The following is a 26,094-nucleotide window of genomic DNA, read 5'->3' as shown; positions in this document are numbered from 1 at the left end:
ATGGGAAGTGCGCTCTGGTCTCCTCATGATCACCCCTCCAGGGCGCGATGGCCACCCATTCGGCAAGGTCGGTGCGACAAGGATGTGACGACGGGAGCACGCATCCACGAACGGAATCCGGCATTCCGACCTCTCGCACCCCTGCGTCCGAACGGGTTGTTCCGGGAAGCTCCAGGTCAGCGCGGTGCTGCCGCCGAGCCCTTGCGAGGGAAGGGCTCGGCCGCGATTTCCGTGTAGGACACACCTCGGTACGAGGGGATCTCACACAGATGACGGATCACGGATCGGCCGAATGATCCATACTCCGTGGATCAGCCGTTCGGTCAAGCGAGGGTGACCAGGTCCGCGTAGTCCGCGCCCCACAGGTCCTCGACGCCGTCGGGCAGCAGGATGATCCGCTCCGGCTGGAGCGCCTGCACCGCGCCCTCGTCGTGGGTGACCAGGACGACCGCACCGGTGTAGGTGCGCAGCGCGCCGAGGATCTCCTCGCGGCTGGCCGGGTCGAGGTTGTTGGTCGGCTCGTCCAGCAGCAGCACGTTCGCGGAGGACACCACCAGGGTGGCGAGGGCCAGACGGGTCTTCTCACCGCCGGACAGAACGCCGGCCGGCTTGTCCGCGTCGTCGCCGGAGAACAGGAACGAGCCGAGCACCTTGCGGACCTCGACCAGGTCCATGTCCGGTGCCGCGGAGCGCATGTTCTCCAGGACCGTGCGCTCCGGGTCCAGGGTCTCGTGCTCCTGGGCGTAGTAGCCGAGCTTGAGGCCGTGACCGGGCACGACGGCACCGGTGTCCGGCTGCTCGGCGCCCGCGAGCAGCCGCAGCAGGGTGGTCTTGCCCGCGCCGTTGAGGCCGAGGATGACGACCCTGGACCCCTTGTCGATGGCCAGGTCGACGTCGGTGAAGATCTCCAGGGAGCCGTACGACTTCGACAGGCCCTCGGCCATCAGCGGGGTCTTGCCACAGGGCGCGGGCTGCGGGAACCGGAGCTTGGCCACCTTGTCCGACTGGCGCACCGCGTCCAGCCCGGACAGCAGCTTCTCTGCGCGGCGGGCCATGTTCTGCGCGGCGACCGTCTTGGTGGCCTTGGCGCGCATCTTGTCCGCCTGGGAGTTGAGCGCGGCGGCCTTCTTCTCGGCGTTGGCGCGCTCCCGCTTGCGGCGCTTCTCGTCGGCCTCGCGCTGCTGCTGGTAGAGCTTCCAGCCCATGTTGTAGATGTCGATCGCGGACCGGTTGGCGTCCAGGTAGAACACCTTGTTGACCACCGTGTCGACCAGGTCGACGTCGTGGGAGATCACGACGAAGCCGCCGCGGTAGCTCTTGAGGTAGTCGCGCAGCCAGATGATCGAGTCGGCGTCCAGGTGGTTCGTCGGCTCGTCGAGCAGCAGGGTGTCCGCGTCGGAGAAGAGGATGCGGGCCAGCTCGATACGGCGGCGCTGACCGCCCGAGAGGGTGTGCAGGGGCTGGCCGAGCACGCGGTCGGGCAGGTTGAGCGCGGCGGCGATGGTGGCGGCCTCGGCCTCGGCGGCGTACCCGCCCTTGGTGAGGAACTCCGTCTCCTGGCGCTCGTACTGCTTGAGGGCCTTCTCCTGGGTGGCGCCCTTGCCGTTGGCGATGCGCTGCTCGTTCTCGCGCATCTTGCGGATCAGGACGTCGAGCCCGCGGGCGGACAGGACGCGGTCGCGGGCCAGGACGTCCAGGTCGCCGGTGCGCGGGTCCTGCGGGAGGTAGCCGACCTCTCCGGAGCGGGTGACGGTGCCCGCGGCGGGCATGCCCTGCCCGGCGAGGACCTTGGTCAGGGTGGTCTTGCCGGCGCCGTTGCGGCCGACGAGGCCGATGCGGTCGCCCTTGGCGACGCGGAAGGTGGCGTTCTCGATGAGGATGCGGGCACCGGCGCGCAGCTCGATACCGGAAGCGGAGATCACGGACAGGCTCCAGGGCTGGGGCGGGATGGGCGGCTGGGGGCGTTCCCGCCGTCTAATGCACGAGGAGGATGGCCATGGGGACCAGTCTAACGGGGGTGTGCAAGCGGATTTCGTGCCTGCGGAGGTCCGGCACTGTGATGCTCGTTGCTCTCGGGCGGGCCGGTGCCAGACTGGTCGGCGGTTCATCGTCGCGGACGGGACACCGAAGGGAGTGGTCGAGGTGGCGGGCATGGACGGCGGGCGGCCGAGCATCTATCCGACGCTGCTGTACACGGACGCGAAGGCGGCGATCAGAGAGCTGACGGAGGCCTTCGGCTTCACCGAGCTGTCGGTGTACGAGGGCGAGGACGGCTCGGTGCTGCACGCGGAGCTGGCGCAGGGCAACGGAGCGGTGATGCTCGGCTCGAAGGGCCGGGCCGGCGTCTTCGCCGAGGCCATGCGGGGGGCGGGGCCCTGCGGGGTGTACATCGTCGTGGACGACGTCGACGCGCACCACCAGCGGGCCGTGGAGCACGGCGCGGACATCCTGGTGCCCCCGACGGACCAGCCGCACGGCTCGCGGGACTACATGGCCCGGGACGCCGAGGGCAACATCTGGAGCTTCGGCACGTACGCGCCCGAGACGGCGCTCTGAGCCGGGCTCAGCTGCCCCCGGTGTGGACCTGGAACGCCGCGCGGCGCACGGCCCTGGCGAGCGCCGGGTCCGGGTGGGCGGCGGCGAGCGCGACCAGGACCTGCACGGTGCGGGGGTGGCCGACCGCGCGCACCTCGTCCAGGAGCGCGGGCACGGTGGCCTGCACGGCGGACTCCAGGTGGCGGACGAGCAGCGGGGCCTCTCCGTGGTCGGTGACCGCGGCGGCCGTGTCCACCCACAGCCAGGTCGCCTCCTCGCGGGTCAGCACCGCGGGGGCGTCCTCGGGGTCGGTGCCCTCGTACTCGGCGAGCCACAGCAGGGCGTAGGGGCGCAGCGGGGTCTCGTCCGCGACGGCGCGCACCTCGGGTTCGGCGGGGGCTCCCACCACGCGCAGCGCCTCGAAGGCCAGGCCGCGCAGCAGGGCGTCCTCACCACGGGCGGCGGCGAGCAGTTCGGTGACGGCCCCGCCGACCGTGCGGGCGGCCAGCCACGCCCGGTACTCGGCGCGGGCCGCGTTCGGGCGCAGCTGGGCGCAGCCGCGCAGCATCGCCTCCGCGTTCTGCTCGATGTTCCCGGCGGGGCTCTGGGCCGCGACGCAGATCTGCTCCAGTTTGACCCAGACCGCCCAGCTGCCCAGCGGGGTGAGGGTGGCCTGGCCGTCGGCGCAGGTCAGGGCGCCGACGTAGGCGAGCGCTTCCAGGGCCCAGTCGAGCAGCGGGGCGAGGTCGGCGCCCTCGGCGGCGACGCGCGCCGGCGCCTGGACGGGGGCGGGGCCGGGCCCGTAGGGGACCTCGCAGCGTTCGGTGCGCAGCTCGGTGACGCGCTGCGTGAGGAGGTCGAGAAGCTGCTCGACGGGGACGGGCCCGGCGGACAGCTGAAGGAAGGAGAGCACCTGGGGCATGCCCGAGACGACCTCGGCGACGGCGGCGTGCTCGCGGTCGGCGGGTTCGGGGCAGGCGAGCGACCAGGCGTCGAACAGGGCGACCCAGCCGCGCAGCACGGCGGAGTCGTCGCGGTGCCAGGCGCGCAGCCGCCAGCCGGGCCGCGCGCTGTCCCCGTGCACCTCGACCAGGCCGGCGAGGCGGGCGGTGTCCCAGTCGGCGCGCACCTGAGCGGTCCTCAGGCCGAGGTCGGCGGCGGCGCGTTCGGCGGTGGCGTCGGAGAGGGTGCCCGTGCCGTCCGCGGTCGCGCCGTCGCGGCCCGGCCGCAGCGAGGCGCCCGCCCAGTGGCCGACACGGGCCGCGCCCGCCAGCCGGGCGCGGGCCATCGCCGCCAGTTCCGCGGGCGGGGGTGTGCCCTCGGGCGGGCGGGGCGCGGGGCGGCGCGTACGCTGCTGGGCCACCTCTTGGGGGGCGGCGGCCAGGGGCCGCGGGCGGACGAGTCGGAGCCTGGAGTCGCGCGGGGTACGGGACGTCACGGGTGCAGTCTTCCGGTTGACGGTCCGAAATCCCAAACGGAATGCCAGGGGGGCGGTCGGAGGGCCGGGCGGGAGCCGGATCGACGGTCGGGGCGCCCGTCACATCAGCGGGGTCAGGAAGCGCCGCATGGCTTCTTCGTAGGCGCCGGGGTCCACGTTCCACATGGCACCGTGCGAGGCGTGCGGCACGGTCCTCAGCGTGACCATGCCCTTGCGGGCCTCGGCGAGACGGCGTGTGGGACCCCAGGGGGCGATCGTGTCGTCGGGGCCGTGGAAGGCCAGGACCGGAATCCGGAGGCGGGCCGGGTCGACGGCGGTGTGCGGGTGGTCGCCGTGCGGACGCAGCCCGGTGCGGCCCTGGGCGGCGCGCACGGCGAGCGGCAGCAGCGGGCCGGGGGTGTGATGGGCCGCGGCGAGGGCGCGCAGGGTCGCCTCCCAGTCGAGCACCGGCGAGTCCAGGACGAGCCCGCGGATCCGCTCGCGCAGCGCCGAGTGGGTGGCCGCGCGCAGCGCCATGGTGGCGCCGGTGGACCAGCCGTGCAGGACGACGTTCCTGGCGCCGTAGCGCACGGCGTAGCGGATGGCGGCGTCCACGTCGCGCCACTCCCGCTCGCCGAGGTGGTTCAGGCCGTCGGGGGGCCTGGGCGCCCCGAGGTCGCCCCGGTAGGCGAGGTCGAGGACGGGGAAGCGGTGGCGGTGCAGGAACCCCATGACGTTCATGGGGTGCTCCCGGGTGGTGCCGAGCCCGTGCACCGTGATCACCCAGGTGTCGCGGACCCCCGGCACGAACCAGGCGGGCAGGGAGCCGAGTTCGCCGGGCACGTCGACGTCGGCGTGTTCGAGCCCGAGGGCGGAGGACGGGTCGCCGATGTGCAGGGTGGGGGTGAGCCAGGCCCGGTCGCCGGGGTCGAGCGTGCCGTGGGTCACCCGCTCCAGGCGGCGTACGACGGTGTCGGCGCTGTGCGGGGCGGTGCCCAGGACCGGCCCGACGACGGCGTGCGAGCCGTTCCCGGTCAGGCCGTACACACCGGGGCGCAGGGACGCCAGGTCGCGGGTGAGCGTGATCCGGCCGGCGGCCAGGGAGTGCACGGTCAGGCGGGGCTGCGTGGGCAGCGGGCGCCCGGGGACGGTCCTGAGGGCGGCGTCGCTGGCGAAGCGGCCCGCGGCGATACCGGCCGCGCCCGCCGCGAGGGCTACGGTGACGGCTGCGGCCGCCGCTTTGACAGTGCGCACCCGTCCAGTCTCCCGGCGGAGCCCGGCCCCGGCCAGTGGGCGACGGCCGGCGGTGTCACGCCCCCGGGCCGCCGCTCTGCCCGTACCCCCGCAGCCGCTCCCCCGCCTGTGCCAGCTGGTCGGGGGTGAGCAGGGCCGGGGACAGTCCCGGCACCGACGAGGCGGTGAGCCAGACCCGGCACATCCACTCCAGCTGCGCCGTGCGGTCGTAGGCCTGGGCGAGCGAGGAGCCGTGGGCGAGGGTGCCGTGGTTCTGGAGGAGGCAGGCGGTGCGGCCGTCCAGCGCCTGGAGCATGTGGTCCGCCAACTCCGGTGTGCCGTAGGTCGCGTAGGGGGCGACGCGGACCGGGCCGCCGAGGGCGGCGGCCACGTAGTGGATCAGCGGCAGTTCCCGCACCAGGGTGGAGACGGCCGTCGCGTGGACGGCGTGGGTGTGGACGACGGCGCGCGCCCCGGTCGTGCGGTAGACCGCGAGGTGCATCGGCAGTTCGCTCGTGGGGCGCAGCGAGCCGAGCACCTGACGGCCGTCGAGGGCGACCGCGACCATGTCCCGCGGTGTCAGCCGGTCGTAGGGCACCCCCGTGGGGGTGACCAGCACGGTGTCGCCGACGCGCACGGACACGTTGCCCGAGGTGCCGACGACCAGCTGCTCGGCCACGGTCCGGCGAGCGGTGGCGACGAGATCGCCCCACGCGCGGTCCAGCTCCGCGTCGCCCCCCATGTCCGCTCCGTCCTGTTTGTCGTGTCGCTGCTCCGTCATGCCGCGATCCTTCCAGGGGGCCGCCATCGGAGACAGGGGGCGCGGCGCGGATCGAGGGATGCGTGCACAAACGGACATAAAGGCATAAATGCACGCCACATCCAGGCGATCGCACGGGGGTTGCCCCGCGTCGCGAGGAAGTGACCAACGTCTCTTCGGCGCCCCTTCGGGGCTACCGAGGGGGCACCCGGGAAGGCGGTCGTAGATCGGGCAAAGGGCTCCGGAGCCCGGAATTCCGCCTCAGTTCGACAATCCGGCCGCCTCCGGCCCTCGGTCGCCGGCCGGACAACCTCTCGGCGAGTACACCACCAAGCCCGTCTCAGTTCATCTTCCGTTCACTCAGGTTGCCTACGTTCCACGAGCCACTGACCTCCCAGAGAAGCTTGGGTAAATGGAACACATCACGCTCCTCCTTGGAATCGTGATCGTCACCGCTCTCGTGTTCGACTTCACGAACGGTTTCCACGACACAGCCAACGCGATGGCCACCACCATCTCGACCGGCGCCCTGAGGCCCAAGACGGCAGTGGCGATGTCCGCCACGCTGAACCTCGTGGGCGCCTTCCTCTCCGTGGAGGTCGCCAAGACGATCTCCGGCGGCATCATCAACGAACAGGGCATCCGGGTCGAGGTGATCTTCGCGGCTCTGGTCGGCGCCATCCTCTGGAACCTGCTGACCTGGCTCCTGGGCCTGCCCTCCAGCTCCTCCCACGCGCTGTTCGGCGGCCTCATCGGCGCCGCGGTCGCCTCGGCCGGCTGGTCCGCTGTCAACGGTTCGACGATCGTCACGAAGGTCCTGATCCCGGCGGTGGCCGCGCCGCTCGTGGCCGGACTCGCCTCGCTGCTGGCCACGCGCCTGTCCTACGCCATCGGCCGCCGCGCCGACGACAAGGCCACCGCCAAGGGGTACCGCTTCGGCTCGATCGCCTCCGCCGGTCTGGTCTCCCTGGCCCACGGCACCAACGACGCGCAGAAGACGATGGGCGTCATCACCCTGGCCCTCGTCACCGGCGGTGTCATCGCGCCCGGTTCGAACCCTCCCACCTGGGTCATCGTCTCCGCCGGTGTCGCCATCGCGCTCGGCACCTACCTGGGCGGCTGGCGCATCATCCGCACCCTCGGCAAGGGCCTGACCGACCTGGCCCCGCAGCAGGGCTTCGCCGCCCAGACCAGTGCGGCGACCGCGATCCTCGCCTCCTCGCACATCGGCTTCTCCCTGTCCACCACCCAGGTCTGCTCCGGCGCCGTCATGGGTGCCGGCCTCGGCCGCAAGGGCGGCGTCGTCCGCTGGTCCACCGCGACCCGGATGCTCGTCGCCTGGTGCCTCACGCTCCCGGCCGCCGGACTGGTCGGCGCGGGCGCCGAACTCCTCACCAAGCAGGGCACCTGGGGCACGGTCGCCACCGGTGTGCTGCTGATCGCCGGCGCCGGGGTCATCTGGGCCCTGGCCCGCCGCAAGCCGGTCACCGTGAACAACGTCAACGACGTCGACACGGAGCCCGCGGGTGTCGTCACCACCGCCATCGCCGCGGTGATCCCGCCGCCGGCGGGCCTGGTCGAGACGGCCCCGGTCGAGCCCGTACCCGCAGCCAAGACGGCCTGAGACGGCTAAGGAAGCACCCCTCATGAAGATCGACTGGTCGGCTCTCGGCTCCGTCTTCGGCGCCAGCCTCGGGATCACCGTGGCCCTCGTCGCCCTGTTCACCCTGGGCGTCGTGGGCCTGACGAAGAAGGAATCGGCCGACGGCGGCACCGCCGCCCTCGCGGCCACCGGCGCCTACGCCTGCTTCGCGGCCTGCGCGGCGGCGGTCGGCTACGGCATCTTCCTGATCGTGGCCTGACACCCGCGGACCCGGCGTCCCGGGCCCCGGACACGTGGGACGAGGTCCCCGCGGCGATCCCCGTGATCCCCGCGGGGACTTCGTCGTGCCGGGGCCGGGAACCGTCCGATCCCGGTGACTGACGGCACGTCAGCCATGTGGGGCGCGGCACACCCCTGCAGCGCAGGTCAGGAGCAGGTTGACGGGTGTTCCGGGCGCGTGGTGGACTGCCGGAGCCATTACGGCGGCAGAAGAGGAAGCCGGTGCGAATCCGGCGCGGTCCCGCCACTGTCACCGGGGAGCGGTCCCCGGGAGCCAGGAACTCTCGCCGCCGCTCTCGTCGTACCAGGGCGCGGACACCCTGAGTGAGGACATATCGCCATGCGCGGCTGCCTGTTGAGGTTCAGCGACCGGGTCCCGCCCTCCCCCGTGGCCGGCTGAGCCGGTGGGTGCCGATCGCGTCTTCGCGTACGGCGCGGGCCTCGGCCTCCTCGGTGACCGGCTGCTGGGCGATCCCCGCCGCGGGCATCCGGTCGCCGCGTTCGGGCGGGCCGCCTCGGCCCTGGAGCGGACCCTGTGGCGGGATCACCGCGGCTGGGGCGCACTGCACACCGCCCTCTGCGTGGGCGGCACCGTGTCCCTCGCCGCGCTCGCCTCGTCCGCCCTGCGCTCCTCCCGCGCCGGGTCGATCGCCCTCACCGCCACCGCCACCTGGGCGGTCCTCGGGGGGACCTCGCTCGCCCGCGAGGCCCGCGCCGTCGGCGACGCCCTCGAACGCGGCGACATCGAGGCGGCCCGCACGCGGCTGCCGCATCTGTGCGGACGCGACCCGCAGGCCCTCGACGCCGACGCCCTGGCGCGGGCGGTGGTGGAGTCCGTCGCGGAGAACACCTCCGACGCGGTGGTGGGCGCCCTGGTGTGGGGCGCGGTGGCCGGGGTGCCCGGCCTTCTCGGGTTCCGTGCCGTGAACACCCTCGACGCGATGGTCGGCCACCGGTCGCTCCGCCACCGGCGGTTCGGCTGGGCCGCCGCCCGGCTGGACGACGTCGCCGGCTGGCCGGGCGCCCGGCTCACCGCCGTACTGGCCGCCGCCGCCGGCCCGGACCCCCGCGGCGCGCTGCATGCCTGGCGCTCCGACGCGCACCGGCACCCGAGCCCCAACGCCGGGCCCGTCGAGGCGTCCTTCGCGGGAGCGTTGGGCCTGCGGCTCGGTGGAACGCTCTCCTACCAGGGCCGGGTCGAGCATCGGTCCGTGCTCAACCCGGGTGGACGGGCCGTGACCACCGGCGACATCGGCCGGGCCGTACGGCTGTCCCGCCGGATCGGGCTGCTCGCGCTCGGCACGGGCGTCGCGGCCCGTGCGATCACGGCGAGAGGGAGGGGAACAGCGGTGACGAGGACAGCGCGGTCGAAGGGGCGTACGGGATGAGCGGGGGGAACGGCGGGGGGCTGCTGGTCGCGGGCACCACCTCCGACGCGGGCAAGAGCGTCGTGACGGCGGGCATCTGCCGCTGGCTGGTACGGCAGGGGGTCAAGGTCGCGCCCTTCAAGGCGCAGAACATGTCCCTCAACTCCTTCGTCACCCGCGAGGGCGCCGAGATCGGCCGGGCCCAGGCGATGCAGGCGCAGGCCTGCCGCGTCGAGCCCACCGCGCTGATGAACCCGGTGCTGCTCAAGCCGGGCGGCGACCGCAGCAGCCAGGTCGTCCTCATGGGCAAGCCGGTGGGCGAGCTGACCGCGCGCGGCTACCACGGCGGACGGCAGGAGGCGCTCCTCGGCACCGTCCTGGACTGCCTCGCCTCGTTGCGGGGCACGTATGACGCGGTGATCTGCGAAGGGGCGGGCAGTCCCGCCGAGATCAACCTGCGGCGGACCGACATCGTGAACATGGGGATCGCCCGCAACGCGCGGCTCCCCGTGGTCGTCGTCGGCGACATCGACCGCGGCGGCGTCTTCGCCTCCTTCTTCGGCACGGTCGCCCTGCTCTCCCCCGAGGACCAGGAACTCGTCGCCGGGTTCCTGGTCAACAAGTTCCGCGGGGACGTCTCGCTGCTGGAGCCCGGGCTCGACATGCTGCACGGGCTCACCGGGCGGCCCACCTACGGCGTCCTGCCCTTCCAGCACGGCCTGGGCATCGACGAGGAGGACGGGCTGCGGGTGTCCCTGCGCGGCGCCGTCCGCGAGTCGCGGGTGGCCGACCCCGTCGGCGAGGACGTGCTGCGGGTCGCGGTGTGCGCGATCCCCCTGATGTCCAACTTCACCGACGTGGACGCCCTCGCCGCCGAACCCGGCGTCGTGGTGCGGTTCGTGGACCGCCCCGAGGAGCTGGCCGACGCCGACCTCGTCGTCGTCCCGGGCACCCGGGGCACGGTCAAGGCACTGCACTGGCTGCGCGAACGGCGCCTGGCCGAAGCCCTCGTCCGGCGTGCCGCCGAGGGGCGGCCGATCCTCGGGATCTGCGGCGGGTTCCAGATCCTCGGGGAGCGCATCGAGGACGAGGTGGAGAGCCGCCAGGGCCGGGTGGACGGGCTCGGGGTGCTGCCCGTGCGGGTGCGGTTCGCCAGCGAGAAGACCCTCACCCGGCCCGTCGGCGAGGCCCTCGGCGAGCACGTCGAGGGGTACGAGATCCACCACGGGGTCGCCGACGTCACAGCCGGTGAGCCCTTCCTGGACGGCTGCCGGGTCGGCCAGACCTGGGGCACGCACTGGCACGGCTCGCTGGAGTCCGACGGCTTCCGCCGCGCCTTCCTGCGCGAGGTGGCCGCCGCCGCGGGCCGCCGCTTCGTCGCGGCCCCCGACACCTCGTTCGCCCGGCTGCGCGAGGAGCAGCTCGACCGGCTCGGCGACCTGATCGAACAGCACGCGGACACGGACGCGCTGTGGCGGCTCATCGAGTCCGGGGCGCCGCGCGGACTGCCGTTCGTCCCCCCGGGGGCGCCCGCATGAGCACCGTGCTGCCGCTGCGGGCCACCCGCACCGACCTGCCGGCGGCCCGTACCTGCGGTGCCCCGAGCGTACGGGCCGAACCCGGCGCGAACACGCTGGAGCGGTTGCGCTCCACCTATCTGGAGCTCGAAGGCGAACTGGAGGGCGAGAAGAAGTGAGTACCCCGTTTCCGTTCACGGCCGTGGTGGGCCAGGACGATCTGCGGCTCGCGCTGCTGCTGAACGCCGTGTCACCCGCCGTCGGCGGTGTGCTGGTGCGCGGCGAGAAGGGCACCGCGAAGAGCACCGCCGTGCGGGCCCTGTCGGCGTTGCTCCCGAAGGTGGACGTCGTGGCCGGGTGCCGGTTCTCCTGCGACCCCGGCTCCCCCGACCCGGCCTGCCCGGACGGCCCGCACGAGCCCGGAGCGTACGAGTCCCGCCCGGCCCGCATGGTGGAGCTGCCCGTCGGCGCCTCGGAGGACCGGCTCGTGGGCGCGCTGGACATCGAGCGGGCGCTGGCCGAGGGCGTGAAGGCCTTCGAGCCGGGCCTGCTGGCCGACGCCCACCGGGGCATCCTGTACGTCGACGAGGTCAACCTGCTCCACGACCATCTCGTCGACCTCCTGCTCGACGCCGCCGCCATGGGCGCCTCCTACGTGGAACGCGAGCAGGTCTCCGTCCGGCACGCCGCGCGGTTCCTGCTCGTCGGCACCATGAACCCGGAAGAGGGCGAACTGCGCCCGCAGTTGCTCGACCGGTTCGGGCTGACCGTCGAGGTCGCCGCCTCCCGCGAACCCGACCAGCGGGTGGAGGTCGTCCGGCGGCGGCTCGCCCACGACGACGACCCGGCGGGCTTCGCCACCCGGTGGGCCGACGAGGAGGCCGCCGTACGGGCCCGGATCGTGGCGGCGCGCGACCTGCTGCCCTCCGTGCGGCTCGGGGACGACGCGCTGCGCCAGATCGCGGCGACCTGCGCGGCGTTCGAGGTGGACGGCATGCGCGCCGACATCGTGATGGCGCGCACCGCCACCGCGCTGGCCGCCTGGGCCGGGCGCACCGACGTGGTCGCCGAGGACGTGCGGCAGGCCGCGCTGCTCGCCCTTCCGCACCGGCGGCGCCGCAACCCCTTCGACGCGCCGGGACTCGACGAGGACAAGCTGGACCAGACGCTGGAGGAGTTCTCCGGCGACGGCGAGCCCGAGACGGACCCCGACGGCGGGCCCGGCGGGGGCGGCGGGCAGCCGTCACCCGACCAGGGGCCGCAGGACGGTGACACCGCCGCCCTTCCCGAGGACGGTGAGGGTCCAGAGGGGCAGCCGCAGCCGTCCGGGGCCGGTGAGCAGCAGGCCGTGGGTGCTTCCGAGCCCTTTCGCACCAAGGTCCTGAGTGTGCCCGGGATCGGTGAGGGTGCCGCCGGGCGGCGCTCCCGGGCCCGCACCGAGCAGGGGCGGACGACCGGGTCGCGGCGCCCCGCGGGCACCCTCACCAAGCTGCACCTGGCGGCGACCATCCGGGCGGCGGCGCCGCACCAGCGGGCGCGGGGCCGGTCGGGCCCCGGGCTCGTGGTGCGCCGGGACGATCTGCGGCAGGCGACGCGGGAGGGGCGCGAGGGCAACCTCGTGCTGTTCGTGGTGGACGCCTCCGGGTCGATGGCCGCACGGCAGCGCATGCGTGCCGTCAAGGGTGCCGTGCTGTCGCTGCTCCTGGACGCCTACCAGCGGCGCGACAAGGTGGGTCTGGTGACCTTCCGGGGCAGCGAGGCCCAGGTCGCGCTGCCGCCCACCTCGTCCGTGGAGGCGGCCGCCGCCCGGCTGGAGTCACTGCCCACGGGCGGGCGCACGCCGCTTGCCGCCGGGCTGCTCAAGGCGCACGAGGTGCTGCGGATCGAGCGGCTGCGGGACCCCGCGCGGCGGCCGCTGGTGGTCGTGGTGACGGACGGGCGGGCCACCGGGGGCGTGGAGCCGGTCGCGCTGGCCGGGCGCGCGGCGGGGCTGCTGGCCGCCGAGGACGTCGCGTCCGTCGTCGTGGACTGCGAGTCGGGGCCCGTGCGGCTCGGGCTCGCGGGTGAGCTCGCCGGCCGGCTGGGCGGTACGGCCGTGACGCTGGAGGAGTTGCGGGCCGACTCGATCGCCGGGTTGGTCAGGAATGTGCAGGACTCGTCGAGGAGGGCCGCGTAGTGCCGCAGGGACAGCCCAGTGTCGTACCGGACGACGGGCTGACGACCCGCCAACGGCGCAATCGTCCGCTGGTCGTCGTCCATACGGGCGGCGGCAAGGGCAAGTCGACCGCCGCCTTCGGGCTCGCGCTGCGCGCCTGGAACCAGGGGTGGCCGATCGGGGTGTTCCAGTTCGTCAAGTCGGCGAAGTGGAAGGTCGGCGAGGAGAACGCGCTGCGGGTGCTGGGCGCCTCCGGCGAGGGCGGAAGCGTCGACTGGCACAAGATGGGCGAGGGCTGGTCGTGGGTGCAGCGCGACGACCAGATGGACAACGAGCAGAAGGCCCGTGAGGGCTGGGAGCAGGTCAAGCGCGACCTGGCGGCCGAGACGTACCGGCTGTACGTGCTCGACGAGTTCGCCTACCCCCTGCACTGGGGGTGGATCGACACGGACGAGGTCGTGGACGTGCTGCGCGACCGGCCCGGCACCCAGCATGTCGTGATCACCGGGCGGAACGCGCCCGGCCGGCTCGTGGACTTCGCGGACCTCGTCACCGACATGTCCAAGGTCAAGCACCCGATGGACGCGGGCCAGAAGGGCCAGCGAGGCATCGAGTGGTGACCTCCCCGTCCGTGCCCCGGCTGGTCATCGCCGCGCCCTCGTCCGGAAGCGGCAAGACCACCGTGGCCACGGGGCTGATGGCCGCGTTCGCCGCGCGGGGGCTCGCCGTGTCCCCGCACAAGGTCGGGCCGGACTACATCGACCCCGGGTACCACGCGCTCGCCACCGGGCGGGCGGGACGCAATCTCGACGCGTACCTGTGCGGGCCGGAGCTGGTCGCTCCGCTGTTCCTGCACGGGGCGCGGGGCTGCGACCTCGCGGTGGTCGAGGGCGTGATGGGGCTGTACGACGGTGCCGCCGGGCAGGGTGAGCTGGCCTCCACCGCGCAGGTGGCGAAGCTGCTGCGGGCGCCGGTGGTGCTGGTGGTCGACGCGTCGTCGCAGTCCCGGTCCGTGGCCGCGCTGGTGCACGGGTTCGCGTCCTGGGATCCGCAGGTGCGGATGGGGGGCGTGATCCTCAACAAGGTCGCGTCGGACCGGCACGAGGCGCTGTTGCGCGACGCGCTGGACGCCGCCGGGGTGCCGGTGCTCGGCGCCCTGCGGCGCACCCCGTCGGTGGGGACGCCGTCGCGTCATCTCGGGCTGGTGCCGGTCGCCGAACGGCAGAGCGAGGCGGTGCGGGCCGTCGAGGCCATGGCCGCACAGGTGGCGCGCGGCTGCGATCTCGACGCGCTCGCCGCGCTGGCGCGCGGTGCGGGTCCCCTGCCGGACGCGGCGTGGGACGCGGCCGAGGCGACGGGAGCCGTCGCCGACCCGGCCTCGCCCGTGACGGTCGCCGTCGCCGGTGGGGCCGCCTTCACCTTCTCCTACGCCGAGAACATCGAACTGCTCACCGCCGCCGGGGCCGACGTCGTGCCGTTCGACCCCCTGCGGGACGAGCGGCTGCCCGAGGGGACGCGGGGGCTCGTCATCGGGGGCGGGTTCCCGGAGATGTACGCCGGCGAGCTGTCCGCCAACGAGCCGCTGCGCCGGGCCGTCGCCACGTTCGCGCTGAGCGGGGCTCCCGTCGCCGCCGAGTGTGCGGGGCTGCTGTACCTGTGCCGGGAGCTGGACGGGCGGCCGATGTGCGGGGTGCTCGACGCGCGGGCCCGGATGAGTGAGCGGCTCACGCTCGGCTACCGGGACGCGGTGGCCGTCGGGGACAGCGTGCTGGCGCCCGCGGGGACCCGGATGCGCGGGCACGAGTTCCACCGGACCGTGGTGGAGCCCGGCGCCGGCGCGGCTCCCGCCTGGGGCATGCGGACGCCGGTCCGGCGCGTCGAGGGATTCGTGGAGCGCGGTGTGCACGCGAGCTATCTGCACACGCACTGGGCGGCCGACCCCGGTGTGGCCCGTCGGTTCGTGGACGGGTGCCGGACCTCATGAGCGGCCCGCCGACCGGGGCCGTCGTCCGCCCCGGCGGGTCAGCCCGCCAGGCCCACCACCAGCCAGATGAAGGCGGCGCCCGCGATCGTGCACAGCAGGGTCGAGCGGGCGGGGTGGACGTGGTGCGCCTCGGGGAGGATCTCGGCGGCGGCCAGGTAGAGGAGCACGCCGCCGAAGAGCCCGAGATAGCAGCCGAGGGCCTTCTCGGGGATGGTGAAGGCCAGCGTGGACGCGGCGCCCACCATGGGTGCGGCCGCGTCCGCGACGAGCATCATGATGGCCTTGCGGCGGGCGTTCCCGTACAGGCTGGTGATCGTGTAGGTGTTGAAACCGTCCGCGAAGTCGTGCGCGATGACCGCGAGCGCCACCGCGGTTCCCATCCCGCCGCCCACCTGGAACGCGGCCCCGATCGCGACGCCGTCCATCGCGCTGTGCCCGACCATCGCCCCGGCCGCCGTCAGGCCCACCTCGGGCGCCCGGTGGTCGTGCTCGTCCGCCCCGTGCGCGGCGCGGCGGGCCGCGAGCAGGCGCTCCACCAGATGCGCCAGCAGGAACCCGGCCACGAACAGCAGCAGTGCCGCGGGCACGCCGAACACCTCGCCGCCCGCCGCGCGCAGCGCCTCCGGCAGCAGGTCGAGGCCGACCACGCCGAGCATCAGCCCGCCGGCCAGCCCGAGGACGAGATGGCGGCGGTCGGTCACCCGCTGTGCCGTCCAGCCGCCGGCCAGCGTCATCAGGAACGCGCCGAGCGCGACGAACACCGCCATATGACCTTGCTATCCCATCGATCTCTGTGTGCCCAGCATCGGCGGCGTCGTGCGCACCGCTGTTCCGCACTGCTCAAACTTTCGTAGGAAGGGAAAGATTCCCATGGCCGATGCCCCCACCGGCAAGGTGATCTTCGCCGGTGCCCGAGAAGAAGGGGTTTGCGAGTGATCGGCCTCGTTTCCGCCACCACGGTGGGGGCCGTGGCACGCGACCGACTGGCCGCCGCGTGGCCCGACCGTACGCGGGTGTACGAGGGCCCCGTCGAGGAGGCCGTACGGGCCGCGTTCGCGGAGTGCGAGCAGGTGGTGTGCTTCCTGGCGACGGACGCCGCCGTGCGGCTGCTCGCCCCGCTGCCGCGGGACGAGGCGTCCGGCCCGGGCGTGGTCTGCGTGGACGAGGGGCGCCGGTTCGCGGTGGCCCTGCTCGGCGGGCGGGGCGGAGGGGCGATCGGGCTCGCCCGCGAGGTGGGCGCGCTGCTGGACTGGGACCCGGTGGCCCTGGTGGCCGAGGTGGCGTGGCCGCCGCCTCCGCCGCCTCCGCCGGCGGCGTCGCCGCCGGACCCGCCGGGGCCGTACACGATCCGGGTCGGCGACCGGGCCGGCGAGCCCGGTCACCGGGAGGTGCTGCTGCGTCCGCCGTCCCTGGTGGTGGGCGTCGGTGCCTCCAAGGGCGTTCCCGTCCAGGAGGTGCTGGAGCTGGTGGCCGGTGCCCTGTGGGACGCCGGGCTGTCGGCGCTCTCCCTCGCCGCATTCGCCACCGTCGACGCCAAGGCCGAGGAGCCGGGCATCGTGGCGGCGGCTCGGCACCTCGGGGTGCCGTTGGTGACGTACCCGGCCGAGGAACTGGCCCGGGTGGCCGTGCCCGGTCCGTCCCGGGCGCCGCTGGCCGCGGTCGGCACCGCCTCGGTGGCGGAGGCGGCGGCGCTCGCGCACGGGGGTGAGCTGCTCGTCGCCAAGCGGAGGTCCGCCGGGTCCCCGGCGAGGGCGACCTGCGCCGTCGTCCGCCGCCCCGGGCTCGGCGCCGAGGGGGAGCGGTACGAGGACGCGGTGGGGAGTCGCCCGGACGACGGCGGCCACGACCACGACCACGGCCACGGCCACAGCCACAGCCACGAGCGACCCGGGCACTCTCATGCACACTGACCGGCACGATCTGCGCCACCACGGGGACGCCGAGGTCCGCGACGACGGCGCCGCCCTGACCGACCTCGCCGTGAACGTGCGCGCGGACACGCCACCGGGGTGGCTGCGCGAGCTGATCGCGGACTCACTGGGCTCCCTCGCCGCCTACCCCGACGGCCGGGCGGCGCGGGCGGCGGTGGCGGCGCGGCACGGCGTGGCGGCGGAGCGCGTGCTGCTGACGGCGGGCGCGGCCGAGGCGTTCGTGCTGATCGCGCGCGCCGTGAAGGTGCGCCGGGCGGTCGTGGTGCACCCGCAGTTCACGGAACCCGAGGCGGCACTGCGGGATGCCGGGCACGCGGTGGACCGGGTGCTGCTGCGGCCGTCGGACGGCTTCCGGCTGGACCCGGCGCGGGTCCCCGAGGACGCGGACCTGGTGGTGATCGGCAACCCGACCAACCCGACGTCGGTCCTGCACCCGGCCTCCGCGATCACGGCGCTGGCCCGGCCCGGGCGGACGCTGGTCGTGGACGAGGCGTTCATGGACGCGGTGCCGGGCGAGCGTGAGGCGCTGGCGTCCGTGACGGACGTGCCCGGTCTCGTGGTCCTGCGCAGCCTCACCAAGACCTGGGGGCTGGCGGGCCTGCGGATCGGCTATGTCCTGGCCGACCCCGGGACGATCGCGGAACTGGCGGGGGCCCAGCCGCTGTGGCCGGTGTCCACGCCCGCGCTGGTGGCGGCGGAGGCGTGCGTGTCGCCCCGGGCGCTGGCGGAGGCCGCGCACGCGGCCCACCGGGTGGCGGCGGACCGTGCGCGTCTGGTCGCGGGCCTGAGAGAGTTCGGCCCCGACAGGCTGTACGTGGCCGAGCCCGCGGCGGGCCCGTTCGTCCTGGTCCGGCTGGAACGGGCGGCCGTCGTGCGCCATCATCTGCGGGACCTGGGGTTCGCGGTACGCCGGGGGGACACGTTCCCGGGGCTGGGCGAGGAGTGGCTACGACTCGCGGTCCGAGACCGCCCGACGACGAACCGCTTCCTCCGGGCCCTCGACCGGGCGGTGGCGCTGGCGGGGCGGTGAACGGGCGGCGGGGTGGGGCCGACCGGGTTTCCGTGCCGGGGGCGGATGCCGTCCGGGGGGGGCGGGGGCGGCTGTCGGCCGACTGGAGCGGTGCTCGCATGGCGGAGAGATGCTCACGCGACGGGGCGGTGCTCTCGTAACGGAGCGGTTCCCGCATGGCGGAGCGGTGCTCACGTAAGGCAGCGGTGCTCGCCCGGCAGAGCGGCGCTCTCATAGCGGAGCAGTGCCCACGCGCCGGAGCACTGCTCGCCTGGCAGAGCCCCGCTCACATGACGGAACACCGCTCACCTCGCAGAGCACCGCTCACCCAAAAGGCACCCCCCCACCCCGCGGAGCGCCCCCCTCACCCCCGGCGTCGCCGCGCCACCCCCACCGCTCCCGCGCCCACCGCGAGCAGGGCGATCGCCCCGGCCACGATGTACGGCGTGGCCGAGCCGCCGCCGGTCTCCGCCAGGTTGGCGGACTGCGCCGGGGCCGCCGCCGGCTCGGCCGGGGTGTCCGCCTCCTTCGCCGGCGCGCCCTGCGGCTTCACGTCCGGCGCGGTGGCCGTGCCCGGCTCCGGCGCGCCGGAGCCCTCCGGCGCCTCGCAGCGGGCGCCCGCCAGCGTCACCGTGCCCTTGATCCGCGCCACGTTCAGGTTCAGCGGGTTCAGGGACACCGTGAGCACCAGCGAGGACGCCGCCGCCGTACGCGCGACCACCCGGGTCGGCGACACCTCCGCGCGCACCTCGCCGACGCCGGGGACCTTCACCTCCATGGGCCCGCCCGCCGTGGCGGTGACCCTGTGTCCGAGGACGGTCACGGCGCCCAGCACGTCCGACGTGGCTACGGGGGTCTTCCCGGGCGCGCACACCGCCTTCGAGGTGACACCCTCCACCTCGATCAGGGGCAGCATGGGCATCCCGGGAAGGTGGACGCGCGCGTCGGCCAGGCGCGTGGAGGCCTCCGCGCCGTCGGAGGAGACCGTCGCCTTCGCGTCGGCGGCGCTCGCCCGCACCACGTCGAAGGGGCGGCCGCCCGCGACCCCGTCCAGCCGGGCGGACAGCGCGGTCCGCTGAGCGCTCCTCGGCGCCTGGACCTCGTTGAGGGAGACGGCGAGCGGGATGTTCAGCGCCTTGTCGGCCAGGGACACGTCGAGCCCGGTGCGCAGGACGAAGGCGCTCGCGCTGCCGTGGCCTCCGGTCGCGGCGGCCGGACCCGCGCCGGCCAGCGCGGCGGGGCCCGCGGCCAGGACGGTGGCCAGCGCGACGGTGGTCAGCCGGCGTGCGGGCATGCGGAAGGTGATGCCGTTCATGGTGGTGGGACCCCCAGGGAAGACAGGCTCGGGACCCGGAAAGAATCGCGCACCGGGAGTGAACCGTCAGCGACACCCGGTTACTTCACTCCATCGTGGCGTTTCCGCAAAGATCTTCGAAACATGCGGCACGTCTGTTCCCCGAAGTCACCCGAACGCCGCACCCGTGTCCCCCACGGAGGGGGCGCGCACGGGGGCGCGCGGAGCCGTCGCCTACGCGGTCGGCCTGCCGTTCACGACCACCCGCAGCGGCGCCGCCAGCACCCGCACGTCGGCACGGGGATCGGTCTCGTAGACGACGAGGTCGGCGGGGGCGCCCTCCTCGAGTCCGGGCCTGCCGAGCCATCGGCGGGCGTCCCAGGCGGCCGCCGACAGCGCCGTCAGCGGCGGCAGGCCCGCGGTCACCAGTTCCGCCACCTCGGCCGCCACCAGGCCGTGCGGCAGCGAGCCCCCCGCGTCGGTGCCCACGAACACCGGGATCCCCGCGTCGTACGCGGCTCCCACCGTGTCGTAGCGCCGCTCGTGCAGCCGCCGCATATGGGCCGACCAGCGCGGGAACTTCGTCTCGCCGCCGTCGGCGAGCCTCGGGAAGGTCGCGATGTTGACCAGGGTCGGGACGATCGCCACGCCCCGTTCCGCGAACAGCGGGATCGTCTCCTCGGTCAGCCCCGTGGCGTGCTCGACGCAGTCGATGCCCGCCTCCACCAGGTCGCGCAGCGAGTCCTCGGCGAAGCAGTGCGCGGTGACGCGGGTGCCCAGGCGGTGCGCCTCGGCGATCGCCGCCCGCACCGCGTCACGCGGCCAGCAGGCGGACAGGTCCCCCACCTCCCGGTCGATCCAGTCGCCGACCAGCTTGACCCAGCCGTCGCCGCGCCGGGCTTCCTGGGCGACGTGGGCGACGAGGTCCTCCGGCTCGACCTCCCAGGCGTAGTTGCGGATGTAGCGGCGGGTGCGCGCGATGTGCCGGCCGGCTCGGATGATCTTGGGCAGGTCGTCGCGGTCGTCGATCCAGCGGGTGTCCGACGGGGAGCCCGCGTCCCGGATCAGGAGGGTGCCGGCGTCGCGGTCGGCCAGTGCCTGCTTCTCGGAGACGTCGCCGGACACCGGCCCGTGCGCGTCGAGGCCGACATGGCAGTGCGCGTCCACGAGCCCGGGGAGCACCCAGCCCTCGACGGTACGGACGTCACGGGCACCGGCCGGGCGGTCGTACGAGATCCGCCCGTCGACCACCCACAGCTCGTCCCGCACCTCCTCGGCCCCGACAAGCACCCGCCCCTTCACATGCAACACCGCACGCTCGCTCATGCCCCGCACATTAGTGCCCCGGCACGGGCCCGCGGGAGAGTCCCCGGGAAACGGCCGACGACATCGGAAATCGGCATTTACCGGCGAGCCCCTTCCATGCAATTATGGAATTCACCCGAAGGGTAGCTTCCCATATTCTTCTGCCCGCTTTCCCTGGACCTAAACGCGAGGATTCCGCGAACGCCAAACGGCGCGATTCGGACAGGTCCGTGGGACTTTCGTGATTGTGATCGACTCCACAGCGGCGTCCTTTTGTGGTGGATTTTTCGGTCATACAGGCACCAATCCCTGCCTTCTCATGGGGGCGCACGCGCCCGCGTGATAACACATCGACCGCCCATGCGTAACCCCTCAGGGCGATGCGTTTTCGGATTTCTCTGGGTAAATTCAATTCGCATGACCGCCGCACAAGCAGACCTGCAACCGGAATTCCTGGAAATGCCGGAGGGGCTGCGGATCGACCGTCCGGACGTGGCGGACGGTGCCGCGCTCTGGCGCATTGCCAAGGACTCCCGAACCCTCGACCTGAACTCGTCCTACAGCTACCTGCTGTGGTGCCGCGACTTCGCGGACACCACGGTCGTGGTGCGCGACGACTCCGACGGACGCCCCGTCGGGTTCGTCACCGCGTACCTGCGGCCCGACCGCCCCCGCACCCTGCTGGTGTGGCAGGTGGCCGTGGACTCCGCCTACCGCGGGCAGGGGCTCGCGGCCCGGCTGCTCGACGGGCTCACGGAACGGGTCGTGCGGCAGCACGGGGTGAACGGGATCGAGACGACCATCACTCCTGGCAACACCGCCTCCGAGCGCCTGTTCCTGTCGTACGCCCGACGTCATGGCGCGACCGTGGACCGCGAGGTCCTCTTCGAGACGGGCCAGTTCCCCGACGGGCCGCACGACCCCGAGGTCCTGTACCGCATCGGCCCCCTGGCCGCCTGATCTCCCTGAACTTCCCGACCTCCACCCACATCCTCCCTCCCCCACCACCGAGGAGCGATTTCGCCGTGACCATCACCCAGCCCGACCTCAGCGTCTTCGAGACCCTGGAGTCGGAGGTGCGCAGCTACTGCCGCGGCTGGCCCACCGTCTTCGACCGCGCACACGGCAGCCGCCTGTACGACGAGGACGGCCACGAGTACCTCGACTTCTTCGCCGGCGCCGGGTCGCTGAACTACGGCCACAACAACCCCGTGCTCAAACGGGCGTTGATCGACTACCTGGAGCGGGACGGGATCACGCACGGCCTGGACATGTCCACCACGGCCAAGCGGTCCTTCCTCCAGGCCTTCCAGGACCACGTCCTGCGGCCCCGCGACCTGCCCTACAAGGTCATGTTCCCCGGCCCCACCGGCACCAACGCCGTCGAGTCCGCGCTGAAGCTGGCCCGCAAGGTGAAGGGCCGCGAGTCCATCGTGTCCTTCACCAACGCCTTCCACGGCATGTCGCTGGGCTCCCTCGCCGTCACCGGCAACGCCTTCAAGCGGGCCGGCGCCGGCATTCCGCTGGTGCACGGGACGCCGATGCCCTTCGACCACTACCTGGACGGCAAGGTCGAGGACTTCCTGTGGTTCGAGCGGCTCCTGGAGGACCAGGGTTCCGGCCTCAACCAGCCCGCGGCCGTCATCGTGGAGACCGTGCAGGGCGAGGGCGGCATCAACGTCGCCCGGGCCGAGTGGCTGCGCGCCCTCGCCGATCTGTGCGCACGCCGCGACATGCTGCTGATCGTGGACGACATCCAGATGGGCTGCGGCCGTACCGGCGCGTTCTTCTCCTTCGAGGAGGCCGGGATCGTGCCGGACATCGTCACCGTGTCCAAGTCCATCAGCGGCTACGGCCTGCCCATGTCGCTGTGCCTGTTCAAGCCCGAGCTGGACGTCTGGGAGCCCGGCGAGCACAACGGCACGTTCCGGGGCAACAACCCGGCGTTCGTCACGGCCACCGCCGCGCTGGAGACGTACTGGACCGACGGCGCCGCGATGGAGAAGCAGACCCGGACACGCGGGGAGCAGCTCGAACAGGGGCTGATCTCGATCACCGAGGAGAACCTCGCCGACGTCAAGGAGTACCGCGGACGCGGCCTGGTGTGGGGCCTGGAGTTCCACGACAAGGGCCGCGCGGGGCGGATCGCGCGCCGCGCGTTCGACCTCGGGCTGCTCGTGGAGACGTCGGGACCCGAGAGCGAGGTGGTCAAGATGCTGCCCGCCCTCACCATGACCGCCGACGAGCTGGACGAGGGCATGAGCATCCTCGCCCGCGCGGTCCGCGAGACCGTCTGACCCCCTGGGTCGGAAGGCGCAAGACCAACACAGCACAGCACAGCACACCCGCAGCACGGCACAGACCGTCGAGAAGGAGGCGCACCCCCCGTGATCGTCCGTTCGTTCAAGGACATCGAAGGCACCGACCGGCACGTCAAGGCGGCGTCCGGTACCTGGGAGAGCAAACGCATCGTCCTCGCCAAGGAGAAGGTCGGCTTCTCCCTCCACGAGACCGTCCTGTACGCGGGCACGGAGACGTCGATGTGGTACGCGAACCACATCGAGGCCGTCGTGTGCGTGGAGGGCGAGGCGGAGCTGACCGACCGCGAGACCGGGAAGACGTACACGATCACGCCGGGGACCATGTACCTCCTCGACGGGCACGAGCGGCACACGCTGAAGGTCAAAGCGGACTTCCGCTGCCTGTGCGTCTTCAACCCGCCCGTGACCGGCCGCGAGGACCACGACGAGAACGGCGTCTACCCCCTGCTCACCGAGGAGGTGTGAGACAGATGACCGCCACGGTCACCGATCTGTACCCGAGCCGCGGCACCACCGAGGTGTCCGTGCCCCGCCAGGACCCGGTGGTCTGGGGCGCGCCCGGCACTCCGGGCCCCTTCTCCGTGGAGGGCCTGGCGAGGTTCGAGCGCGACGGCTTCCTCGCCGTCGACGAGCTGATCGGCCCCGACGAGGTCGCCGTGTACCAGCGGGAGTTGGAGCGGCTGGTCACCGACCCGGCGATCCGCGCCGACGAACGCTCGATCGTGGAGCCGCAGTCCAAGGAGATCCGGACCGTCTTCGAGGTCCACAGGATCAGCGAGGTGTTCGCGAAGCTGGTCCGCGACGAGCGCGTCGTGGGCCGGGCTCGGCAGATCCTCGGCTCGGACGTGTACGTCCACCAGTCGCGGATCAACGTCAAGCCCGGCTTCGGGGCCAGCGGCTTCTACTGGCACTCCGACTTCGAGACCTGGCACGCCGAGGACGGCCTGCCGAACATGCGGACGGTGTCCGTCTCGATCGCCCTGACCGAGAACCACGACACCAACGGCGGCCTCATGATCATGCCGGGGTCGCACCGCACGTTCCTGGGCTGTGCCGGGGCCACGCCGAAGGACAACTACAAGAAGTCCCTCCAGATGCAGGACGCGGGCACACCGTCCGACGAGGCGCTGACGGCGATGGCGGGTGAGTACGGCATCAAGCTGTTCACCGGCAAGGCCGGCTCGGCGACCTGGTTCGACTGCAACTGCATGCACGGCAGCGGGGACAACATCACCCCGTTCCCGCGCAGCAACGTGTTCATCGTGTTCAACAGCGTGGAGAACACGGCGGTGGAGCCGTTCTCGGCTCCCGTCCGGCGGCCCGAGTTCATCGGGGCGCGGGACTTCACCGCGGTGAGCTGAACCGCGTCGCCGCGTGGGCCGTTCCCGTCCTGGCCGGACGGGAGCGGCCCGTTCGCGTGTGGGGGGCGTCAGCCCGCAAGGACGTCCAGCGCGCGGTCCACGTCCGCGGACGTGTTGTAGAGGTGGAAGGCGACCCGCAGGTTTCCCGCGCGGTCGGCGACCTCGACGCCGGCCCGGCTCAGCTCGGGGCGGCGCGCGCCGAGACCCGGCACGGAGACGATCGCGGAGCCCGGCGAGGGCAGCGGTTCCGTGCCGAGGGAGCTCAGTCCGGCGCGGAAGCGGTCGGCGAGGGCGAGGTCGTGCTGCCGTACCCGCTCCACGCCCAGTTCCTCGACCAGTCGCAGGGAGCCGCGGGCGCCCGCGTAGGAGAGCAGGGTCGGGCTCGCGTCGAACCTGCGGGCGGAGCGGGCGAGTTCCGGCACCGGCCCGTAGCAGCTGTCCCAGGGCTCCTCGCCCGAGACCCAGCCCGCGAAGACGGGGGTGAGCCCGCCGAGGTCCTCCGGGACCGTCAGGAACGCCACTCCCCACGGGCACAGCAGCCACTTGTGGGCGACGGCCGCGACGTAGTCGTACGCCTCGGCGTCGACCGGCAGCCAGCCGGCGGCCTGCGACACGTCCACATAGGTGCGGGCGCCGTGCGCGCGGGCCGCCGCGCGGAGTGCGGGCAGGTCCGCGATCCGGCCGTCGGCCGACTGGGCGGCGCTGACCACGACCAGCGCCGTGCCGGGGCGTACGGCCTCGGCGATGCCCTCCAGCGGGACCGCGCGCACCTTCAGGCCGGGGCGCATGTGGAACGGGTTGACGAGGGAGCTGAAGTCGCCCTGTGCGGTGAGGACTTCGGCTCCCTCGGGCAGTGAGGCGGCGATCATGCCGGTGAACACGGCGACCGAGGTACCGGCCGCCACCCGGTGTGCGGGGACCCCGGCCAGCCGGGCGAACGAGGCGCGGGCCGCGTCCACGTCCTCGAACAGGTCGGTGAGCTGCCCGGCGGCGGCCGTCTCCACGGCCCTGCCCAGGGCCCGCACGGTGCGGGCAGGCAGCAGGCCGGTGCTGGCGGTGTTCAGGTAGGTGTTCTTCGGGGCGAACTCGGCACGGACGAGGGTCTCGAAGGTCTCCATGGGACCACTGTGCGGCCTGGACCGGTCATAGTCCACGACGGGATCGCGACGGGTGTCGCGAAGAAGATCACAAGCCCGCCCCTGCCGCCCCTCAGGGCCGCGGCGGCACCGCGCACCCGTCCGGGCCGCAGGCGCCCGCTTCCTCCTCCTCGACCAGCTTCAGCGCCGGCCGCTCGCCCCAGGCCTGGGTCAGCGCCTGGGTGAAGACCTCCGCGGGCTGGGCGCCGGAGACACCGTACGTCCGGTCCAGGACGAAGAAGGGCACGCCGTTCGCGCCCAGCTCGGCGGCCTCCCGCTCGTCGGCCCGCACGGCGTCGGCGTACGCGGCGGGGTCCGCGAGCACCCGGCGGGCCTCCTCGGCGTCCAGCCCGGCCTCCTCGGCCAGCTCCACCAGCCGGGCCTCGCCCTCGGTGAAGACGGACCGCTCCTCGGCGAAGTTCGCCCGGTACAGGAGCTGGATCAGCTCGTCCTGCCGGCCCCGCTCCCCCGCGAGGTGGAGCAGGCGGTGCATGTCGAAGGTGTTGCCGTGGTCACGGCCCGTGGTCCGGTACTCCAGGCCCTCGGCGGCGGCCTGCGCCCCCAGGTCGTCCTCACCGGCCTGCGCCTGGGCCGTGCTCATCCCGTACTTCCGCGTCAGCATCGTGAGCACCGGCTGGACGTCGCCCCTGGCGCGGTCCGGGTCAAGCTCGAAGGAGCGGTGCACCACCTCGACCTCGTCCCGGTGGGGGAAGGCACGCAGCGCCTTCTCGAAGCGGGCCTTGCCCACGTAGCACCAGGGGCAGGCGATGTCGCTCCAGATCTCCACGCGCATGTCTTCGGCTTCTCTCCAGTTCGTACGGGCACGGAGCCTGCCTCCGCTGATACGTGAACGTTCAAACGGATGGTGTCATTCCCCACGGCTCAAC

The 26,094-nt window shown here is 73.4% G+C and carries 23 protein-coding genes, 1 pseudogene and 1 riboswitch; of the genes and pseudogenes, 15 read left to right on the top strand and 9 right to left on the bottom strand.

Annotated features, from left to right (window positions below; all coding sequences use genetic code 11):
* Window positions 1-323: 323 nt before the first annotated feature.
* Window positions 324-1,922, bottom strand: coding sequence for an ABC-F family ATP-binding cassette domain-containing protein (locus tag AB0C59_RS27065; protein WP_363009004.1), 1,599 nt, complete (start codon window positions 1,920-1,922; stop codon window positions 324-326).
* Window positions 1,923-2,151: 229 nt separating this feature from the next.
* Here AB0C59_RS27065 and AB0C59_RS27060 point away from each other — a divergent pair, with 229 nt between their 5' ends.
* On the top strand, window positions 2,152-2,556 hold the full coding sequence (locus AB0C59_RS27060; RefSeq protein WP_363009002.1) for a VOC family protein: 405 nt from the start codon (window positions 2,152-2,154) through the stop codon (window positions 2,554-2,556).
* A 7-nt stretch (window positions 2,557-2,563) separates the two neighbouring features.
* Here the strand turns inward: AB0C59_RS27060 and AB0C59_RS27055 are convergent, their stop codons facing one another.
* The 3 genes from AB0C59_RS27055 to AB0C59_RS27045 form a co-directional block, all read right to left on the bottom strand.
* The gene (locus tag AB0C59_RS27055; protein ID WP_363009000.1) at window positions 2,564-3,973 is read right to left on the bottom strand and encodes a hypothetical protein; all 1,410 of its coding nucleotides are present in this window, start codon (window positions 3,971-3,973) and stop codon (window positions 2,564-2,566) included.
* A 99-nt stretch (window positions 3,974-4,072) separates the two neighbouring features.
* Entirely contained in the window at window positions 4,073-5,206 is a 1,134-nt protein-coding gene (locus AB0C59_RS27050; RefSeq protein ID WP_363008998.1) for a hypothetical protein, read from the bottom strand.
* Window positions 5,207-5,261: 55 nt separating this feature from the next.
* Window positions 5,262-5,966, bottom strand: a complete 705-nt coding sequence (locus AB0C59_RS27045) for a class II aldolase/adducin family protein (protein ID WP_363008996.1) — start codon at window positions 5,964-5,966, stop codon at window positions 5,262-5,264.
* A 391-nt stretch (window positions 5,967-6,357) separates the two neighbouring features.
* Here AB0C59_RS27045 and AB0C59_RS27040 point away from each other — a divergent pair, with 391 nt between their 5' ends.
* From AB0C59_RS27040 to AB0C59_RS27005, 8 genes are all read left to right on the top strand, one after another.
* On the top strand, window positions 6,358-7,569 hold the full coding sequence (locus AB0C59_RS27040) for an inorganic phosphate transporter (RefSeq protein ID WP_363008994.1): 1,212 nt from the start codon (window positions 6,358-6,360) through the stop codon (window positions 7,567-7,569).
* Between the two features lie 22 nt (window positions 7,570-7,591).
* Window positions 7,592-7,807 (top strand): hypothetical protein, encoded by a 216-nt coding sequence (locus tag AB0C59_RS27035; RefSeq protein WP_363008992.1) that lies wholly within the window; start codon window positions 7,592-7,594, stop codon window positions 7,805-7,807.
* Between the two features lie 185 nt (window positions 7,808-7,992).
* A riboswitch (cobalamin riboswitch) is annotated at window positions 7,993-8,134 on the top strand.
* 97 nt (window positions 8,135-8,231) lie between these two features.
* Complete coding sequence (locus AB0C59_RS27030; RefSeq protein WP_363008990.1) at window positions 8,232-9,215, top strand: cobalamin biosynthesis protein; 984 nt, start codon at window positions 8,232-8,234, stop codon at window positions 9,213-9,215.
* Window positions 9,212-10,732, top strand: a complete 1,521-nt coding sequence (locus AB0C59_RS27025; protein WP_363008988.1) for a cobyric acid synthase — start codon at window positions 9,212-9,214, stop codon at window positions 10,730-10,732. The genes AB0C59_RS27030 and AB0C59_RS27025 overlap by 4 nt, the downstream gene beginning before the upstream one ends.
* A complete protein-coding gene (locus AB0C59_RS27020; RefSeq protein ID WP_363008986.1) occupies window positions 10,729-10,890 on the top strand; it encodes a hypothetical protein in 162 nt (53 codons plus the stop codon). The genes AB0C59_RS27025 and AB0C59_RS27020 overlap by 4 nt, the downstream gene beginning before the upstream one ends.
* Complete coding sequence (locus AB0C59_RS27015) at window positions 10,887-12,887, top strand: putative cobaltochelatase (RefSeq protein ID WP_363008984.1); 2,001 nt, start codon at window positions 10,887-10,889, stop codon at window positions 12,885-12,887. Before AB0C59_RS27020 ends, AB0C59_RS27015 begins: the two co-directional genes overlap by 4 nt.
* Window positions 12,887-13,486, top strand: coding sequence for a cob(I)yrinic acid a,c-diamide adenosyltransferase (cobO, locus tag AB0C59_RS27010; RefSeq protein WP_363008982.1), 600 nt, complete (start codon window positions 12,887-12,889; stop codon window positions 13,484-13,486). The genes AB0C59_RS27015 and cobO overlap by 1 nt, the downstream gene beginning before the upstream one ends.
* Window positions 13,480-14,850 (top strand): cobyrinate a,c-diamide synthase, encoded by a 1,371-nt coding sequence (locus AB0C59_RS27005; protein ID WP_363008980.1) that lies wholly within the window; start codon window positions 13,480-13,482, stop codon window positions 14,848-14,850. The genes cobO and AB0C59_RS27005 overlap by 7 nt, the downstream gene beginning before the upstream one ends.
* A 38-nt stretch (window positions 14,851-14,888) precedes the next feature.
* Here AB0C59_RS27005 and AB0C59_RS27000 read toward each other — a convergent pair whose 3' ends face one another.
* Window positions 14,889-15,617: a ZIP family metal transporter gene (locus AB0C59_RS27000; RefSeq protein ID WP_363008978.1), complete on the bottom strand. Its 729-nt coding sequence runs from the start codon at window positions 15,615-15,617 to the stop codon at window positions 14,889-14,891.
* 165 nt (window positions 15,618-15,782) lie between these two features.
* Between AB0C59_RS27000 and AB0C59_RS26995 the strand changes: the two are divergent.
* Both AB0C59_RS26995 and cobC read left to right on the top strand, forming a co-directional pair.
* A pseudogene (locus tag AB0C59_RS26995) lies at window positions 15,783-16,637 on the top strand (cobalamin biosynthesis protein); the annotation flags it as partial.
* A 112-nt stretch (window positions 16,638-16,749) separates the two neighbouring features.
* The gene (gene cobC / locus AB0C59_RS26990) at window positions 16,750-17,811 is read left to right on the top strand and encodes an Rv2231c family pyridoxal phosphate-dependent protein CobC (RefSeq protein WP_363008976.1); all 1,062 of its coding nucleotides are present in this window, start codon (window positions 16,750-16,752) and stop codon (window positions 17,809-17,811) included.
* 343 nt (window positions 17,812-18,154) lie between these two features.
* On the opposite strand, the gene AB0C59_RS26985 is transcribed toward cobC, so the two are convergent.
* Window positions 18,155-19,105, bottom strand: coding sequence for an SCO1860 family LAETG-anchored protein (locus AB0C59_RS26985; RefSeq protein WP_363008974.1), 951 nt, complete (start codon window positions 19,103-19,105; stop codon window positions 18,155-18,157).
* A gap of 213 nt (window positions 19,106-19,318) precedes the next feature.
* Window positions 19,319-20,410: an amidohydrolase family protein gene (locus tag AB0C59_RS26980; protein WP_363008972.1), complete on the bottom strand. Its 1,092-nt coding sequence runs from the start codon at window positions 20,408-20,410 to the stop codon at window positions 19,319-19,321.
* Between the two features lie 396 nt (window positions 20,411-20,806).
* Between AB0C59_RS26980 and ectA the strand changes: the two genes are divergently transcribed.
* The 4 genes from ectA (at window position 20,807) to thpD (ending at window position 24,071) form a co-directional block, all read left to right on the top strand.
* Window positions 20,807-21,349 (top strand): diaminobutyrate acetyltransferase, encoded by a 543-nt coding sequence (gene ectA / locus AB0C59_RS26975; RefSeq protein WP_363008970.1) that lies wholly within the window; start codon window positions 20,807-20,809, stop codon window positions 21,347-21,349.
* Window positions 21,350-21,414: 65 nt separating this feature from the next.
* Entirely contained in the window at window positions 21,415-22,686 is a 1,272-nt protein-coding gene (gene ectB, locus AB0C59_RS26970) for a diaminobutyrate--2-oxoglutarate transaminase (protein WP_363008968.1), read from the top strand.
* 90 nt (window positions 22,687-22,776) lie between these two features.
* Window positions 22,777-23,175, top strand: a complete 399-nt coding sequence (locus tag AB0C59_RS26965) for an ectoine synthase (protein ID WP_363008966.1) — start codon at window positions 22,777-22,779, stop codon at window positions 23,173-23,175.
* A 5-nt stretch (window positions 23,176-23,180) separates the two neighbouring features.
* A complete protein-coding gene (thpD, locus tag AB0C59_RS26960; protein ID WP_363008964.1) occupies window positions 23,181-24,071 on the top strand; it encodes an ectoine hydroxylase in 891 nt (296 codons plus the stop codon).
* Window positions 24,072-24,139: 68 nt separating this feature from the next.
* Here thpD and AB0C59_RS26955 read toward each other — a convergent pair whose 3' ends face one another.
* Window positions 24,140-25,189, bottom strand: coding sequence for an aminotransferase class V-fold PLP-dependent enzyme (locus AB0C59_RS26955; RefSeq protein WP_363008962.1), 1,050 nt, complete (start codon window positions 25,187-25,189; stop codon window positions 24,140-24,142).
* 91 nt (window positions 25,190-25,280) lie between these two features.
* The gene (locus AB0C59_RS26950) at window positions 25,281-26,000 is read right to left on the bottom strand and encodes a DsbA family oxidoreductase (protein ID WP_363008960.1); all 720 of its coding nucleotides are present in this window, start codon (window positions 25,998-26,000) and stop codon (window positions 25,281-25,283) included.
* Window positions 26,001-26,094 lie beyond the last annotated feature (94 nt).

The sequence above is a fragment of the Streptomyces sp. NPDC048664 genome, from assembly GCF_040650555.1.
In the GTDB taxonomy this organism is placed as follows: domain Bacteria; phylum Actinomycetota; class Actinomycetes; order Streptomycetales; family Streptomycetaceae; genus Streptomyces.
Note: the sequence above shows the minus strand (reverse complement) of the source record. Positions and strands in the feature narration are given on the sequence as shown.

What these genes read in the sequence shown, in the direction of transcription:
- AB0C59_RS27045 (WP_363008996.1), bottom strand. Translation starts at nt 5,966, where the DNA reads ATGACGGAGCAGCGACACGACAAACAGGACGGAGCGGACATGGGGGGC.
- AB0C59_RS27040 (WP_363008994.1), top strand. Translation starts at nt 6,358, where the DNA reads ATGGAACACATCACGCTCCTCCTTGGAATCGTGATCGTCACCGCTCTC.
- AB0C59_RS27025 (WP_363008988.1), top strand. Translation starts at nt 9,212, where the DNA reads ATGAGCGGGGGGAACGGCGGGGGGCTGCTGGTCGCGGGCACCACCTCC.
- thpD (WP_363008964.1), top strand. Translation starts at nt 23,181, where the DNA reads ATGACCGCCACGGTCACCGATCTGTACCCGAGCCGCGGCACCACCGAG.
- AB0C59_RS27020 (WP_363008986.1), top strand. Translation starts at nt 10,729, where the DNA reads ATGAGCACCGTGCTGCCGCTGCGGGCCACCCGCACCGACCTGCCGGCG.
- AB0C59_RS26950 (WP_363008960.1), bottom strand. Translation starts at nt 26,000, where the DNA reads ATGCGCGTGGAGATCTGGAGCGACATCGCCTGCCCCTGGTGCTACGTG.
- AB0C59_RS26980 (WP_363008972.1), bottom strand. Translation starts at nt 20,410, where the DNA reads ATGAGCGAGCGTGCGGTGTTGCATGTGAAGGGGCGGGTGCTTGTCGGG.
- cobC (WP_363008976.1), top strand. Translation starts at nt 16,750, where the DNA reads ATGCACACTGACCGGCACGATCTGCGCCACCACGGGGACGCCGAGGTC.
- ectA (WP_363008970.1), top strand. Translation starts at nt 20,807, where the DNA reads ATGACCGCCGCACAAGCAGACCTGCAACCGGAATTCCTGGAAATGCCG.
- AB0C59_RS27060 (WP_363009002.1), top strand. Translation starts at nt 2,152, where the DNA reads ATGGACGGCGGGCGGCCGAGCATCTATCCGACGCTGCTGTACACGGAC.
- AB0C59_RS27000 (WP_363008978.1), bottom strand. Translation starts at nt 15,617, where the DNA reads ATGGCGGTGTTCGTCGCGCTCGGCGCGTTCCTGATGACGCTGGCCGGC.
- AB0C59_RS26955 (WP_363008962.1), bottom strand. Translation starts at nt 25,189, where the DNA reads ATGGAGACCTTCGAGACCCTCGTCCGTGCCGAGTTCGCCCCGAAGAAC.
- AB0C59_RS26985 (WP_363008974.1), bottom strand. Translation starts at nt 19,105, where the DNA reads ATGAACGGCATCACCTTCCGCATGCCCGCACGCCGGCTGACCACCGTC.
- AB0C59_RS27035 (WP_363008992.1), top strand. Translation starts at nt 7,592, where the DNA reads ATGAAGATCGACTGGTCGGCTCTCGGCTCCGTCTTCGGCGCCAGCCTC.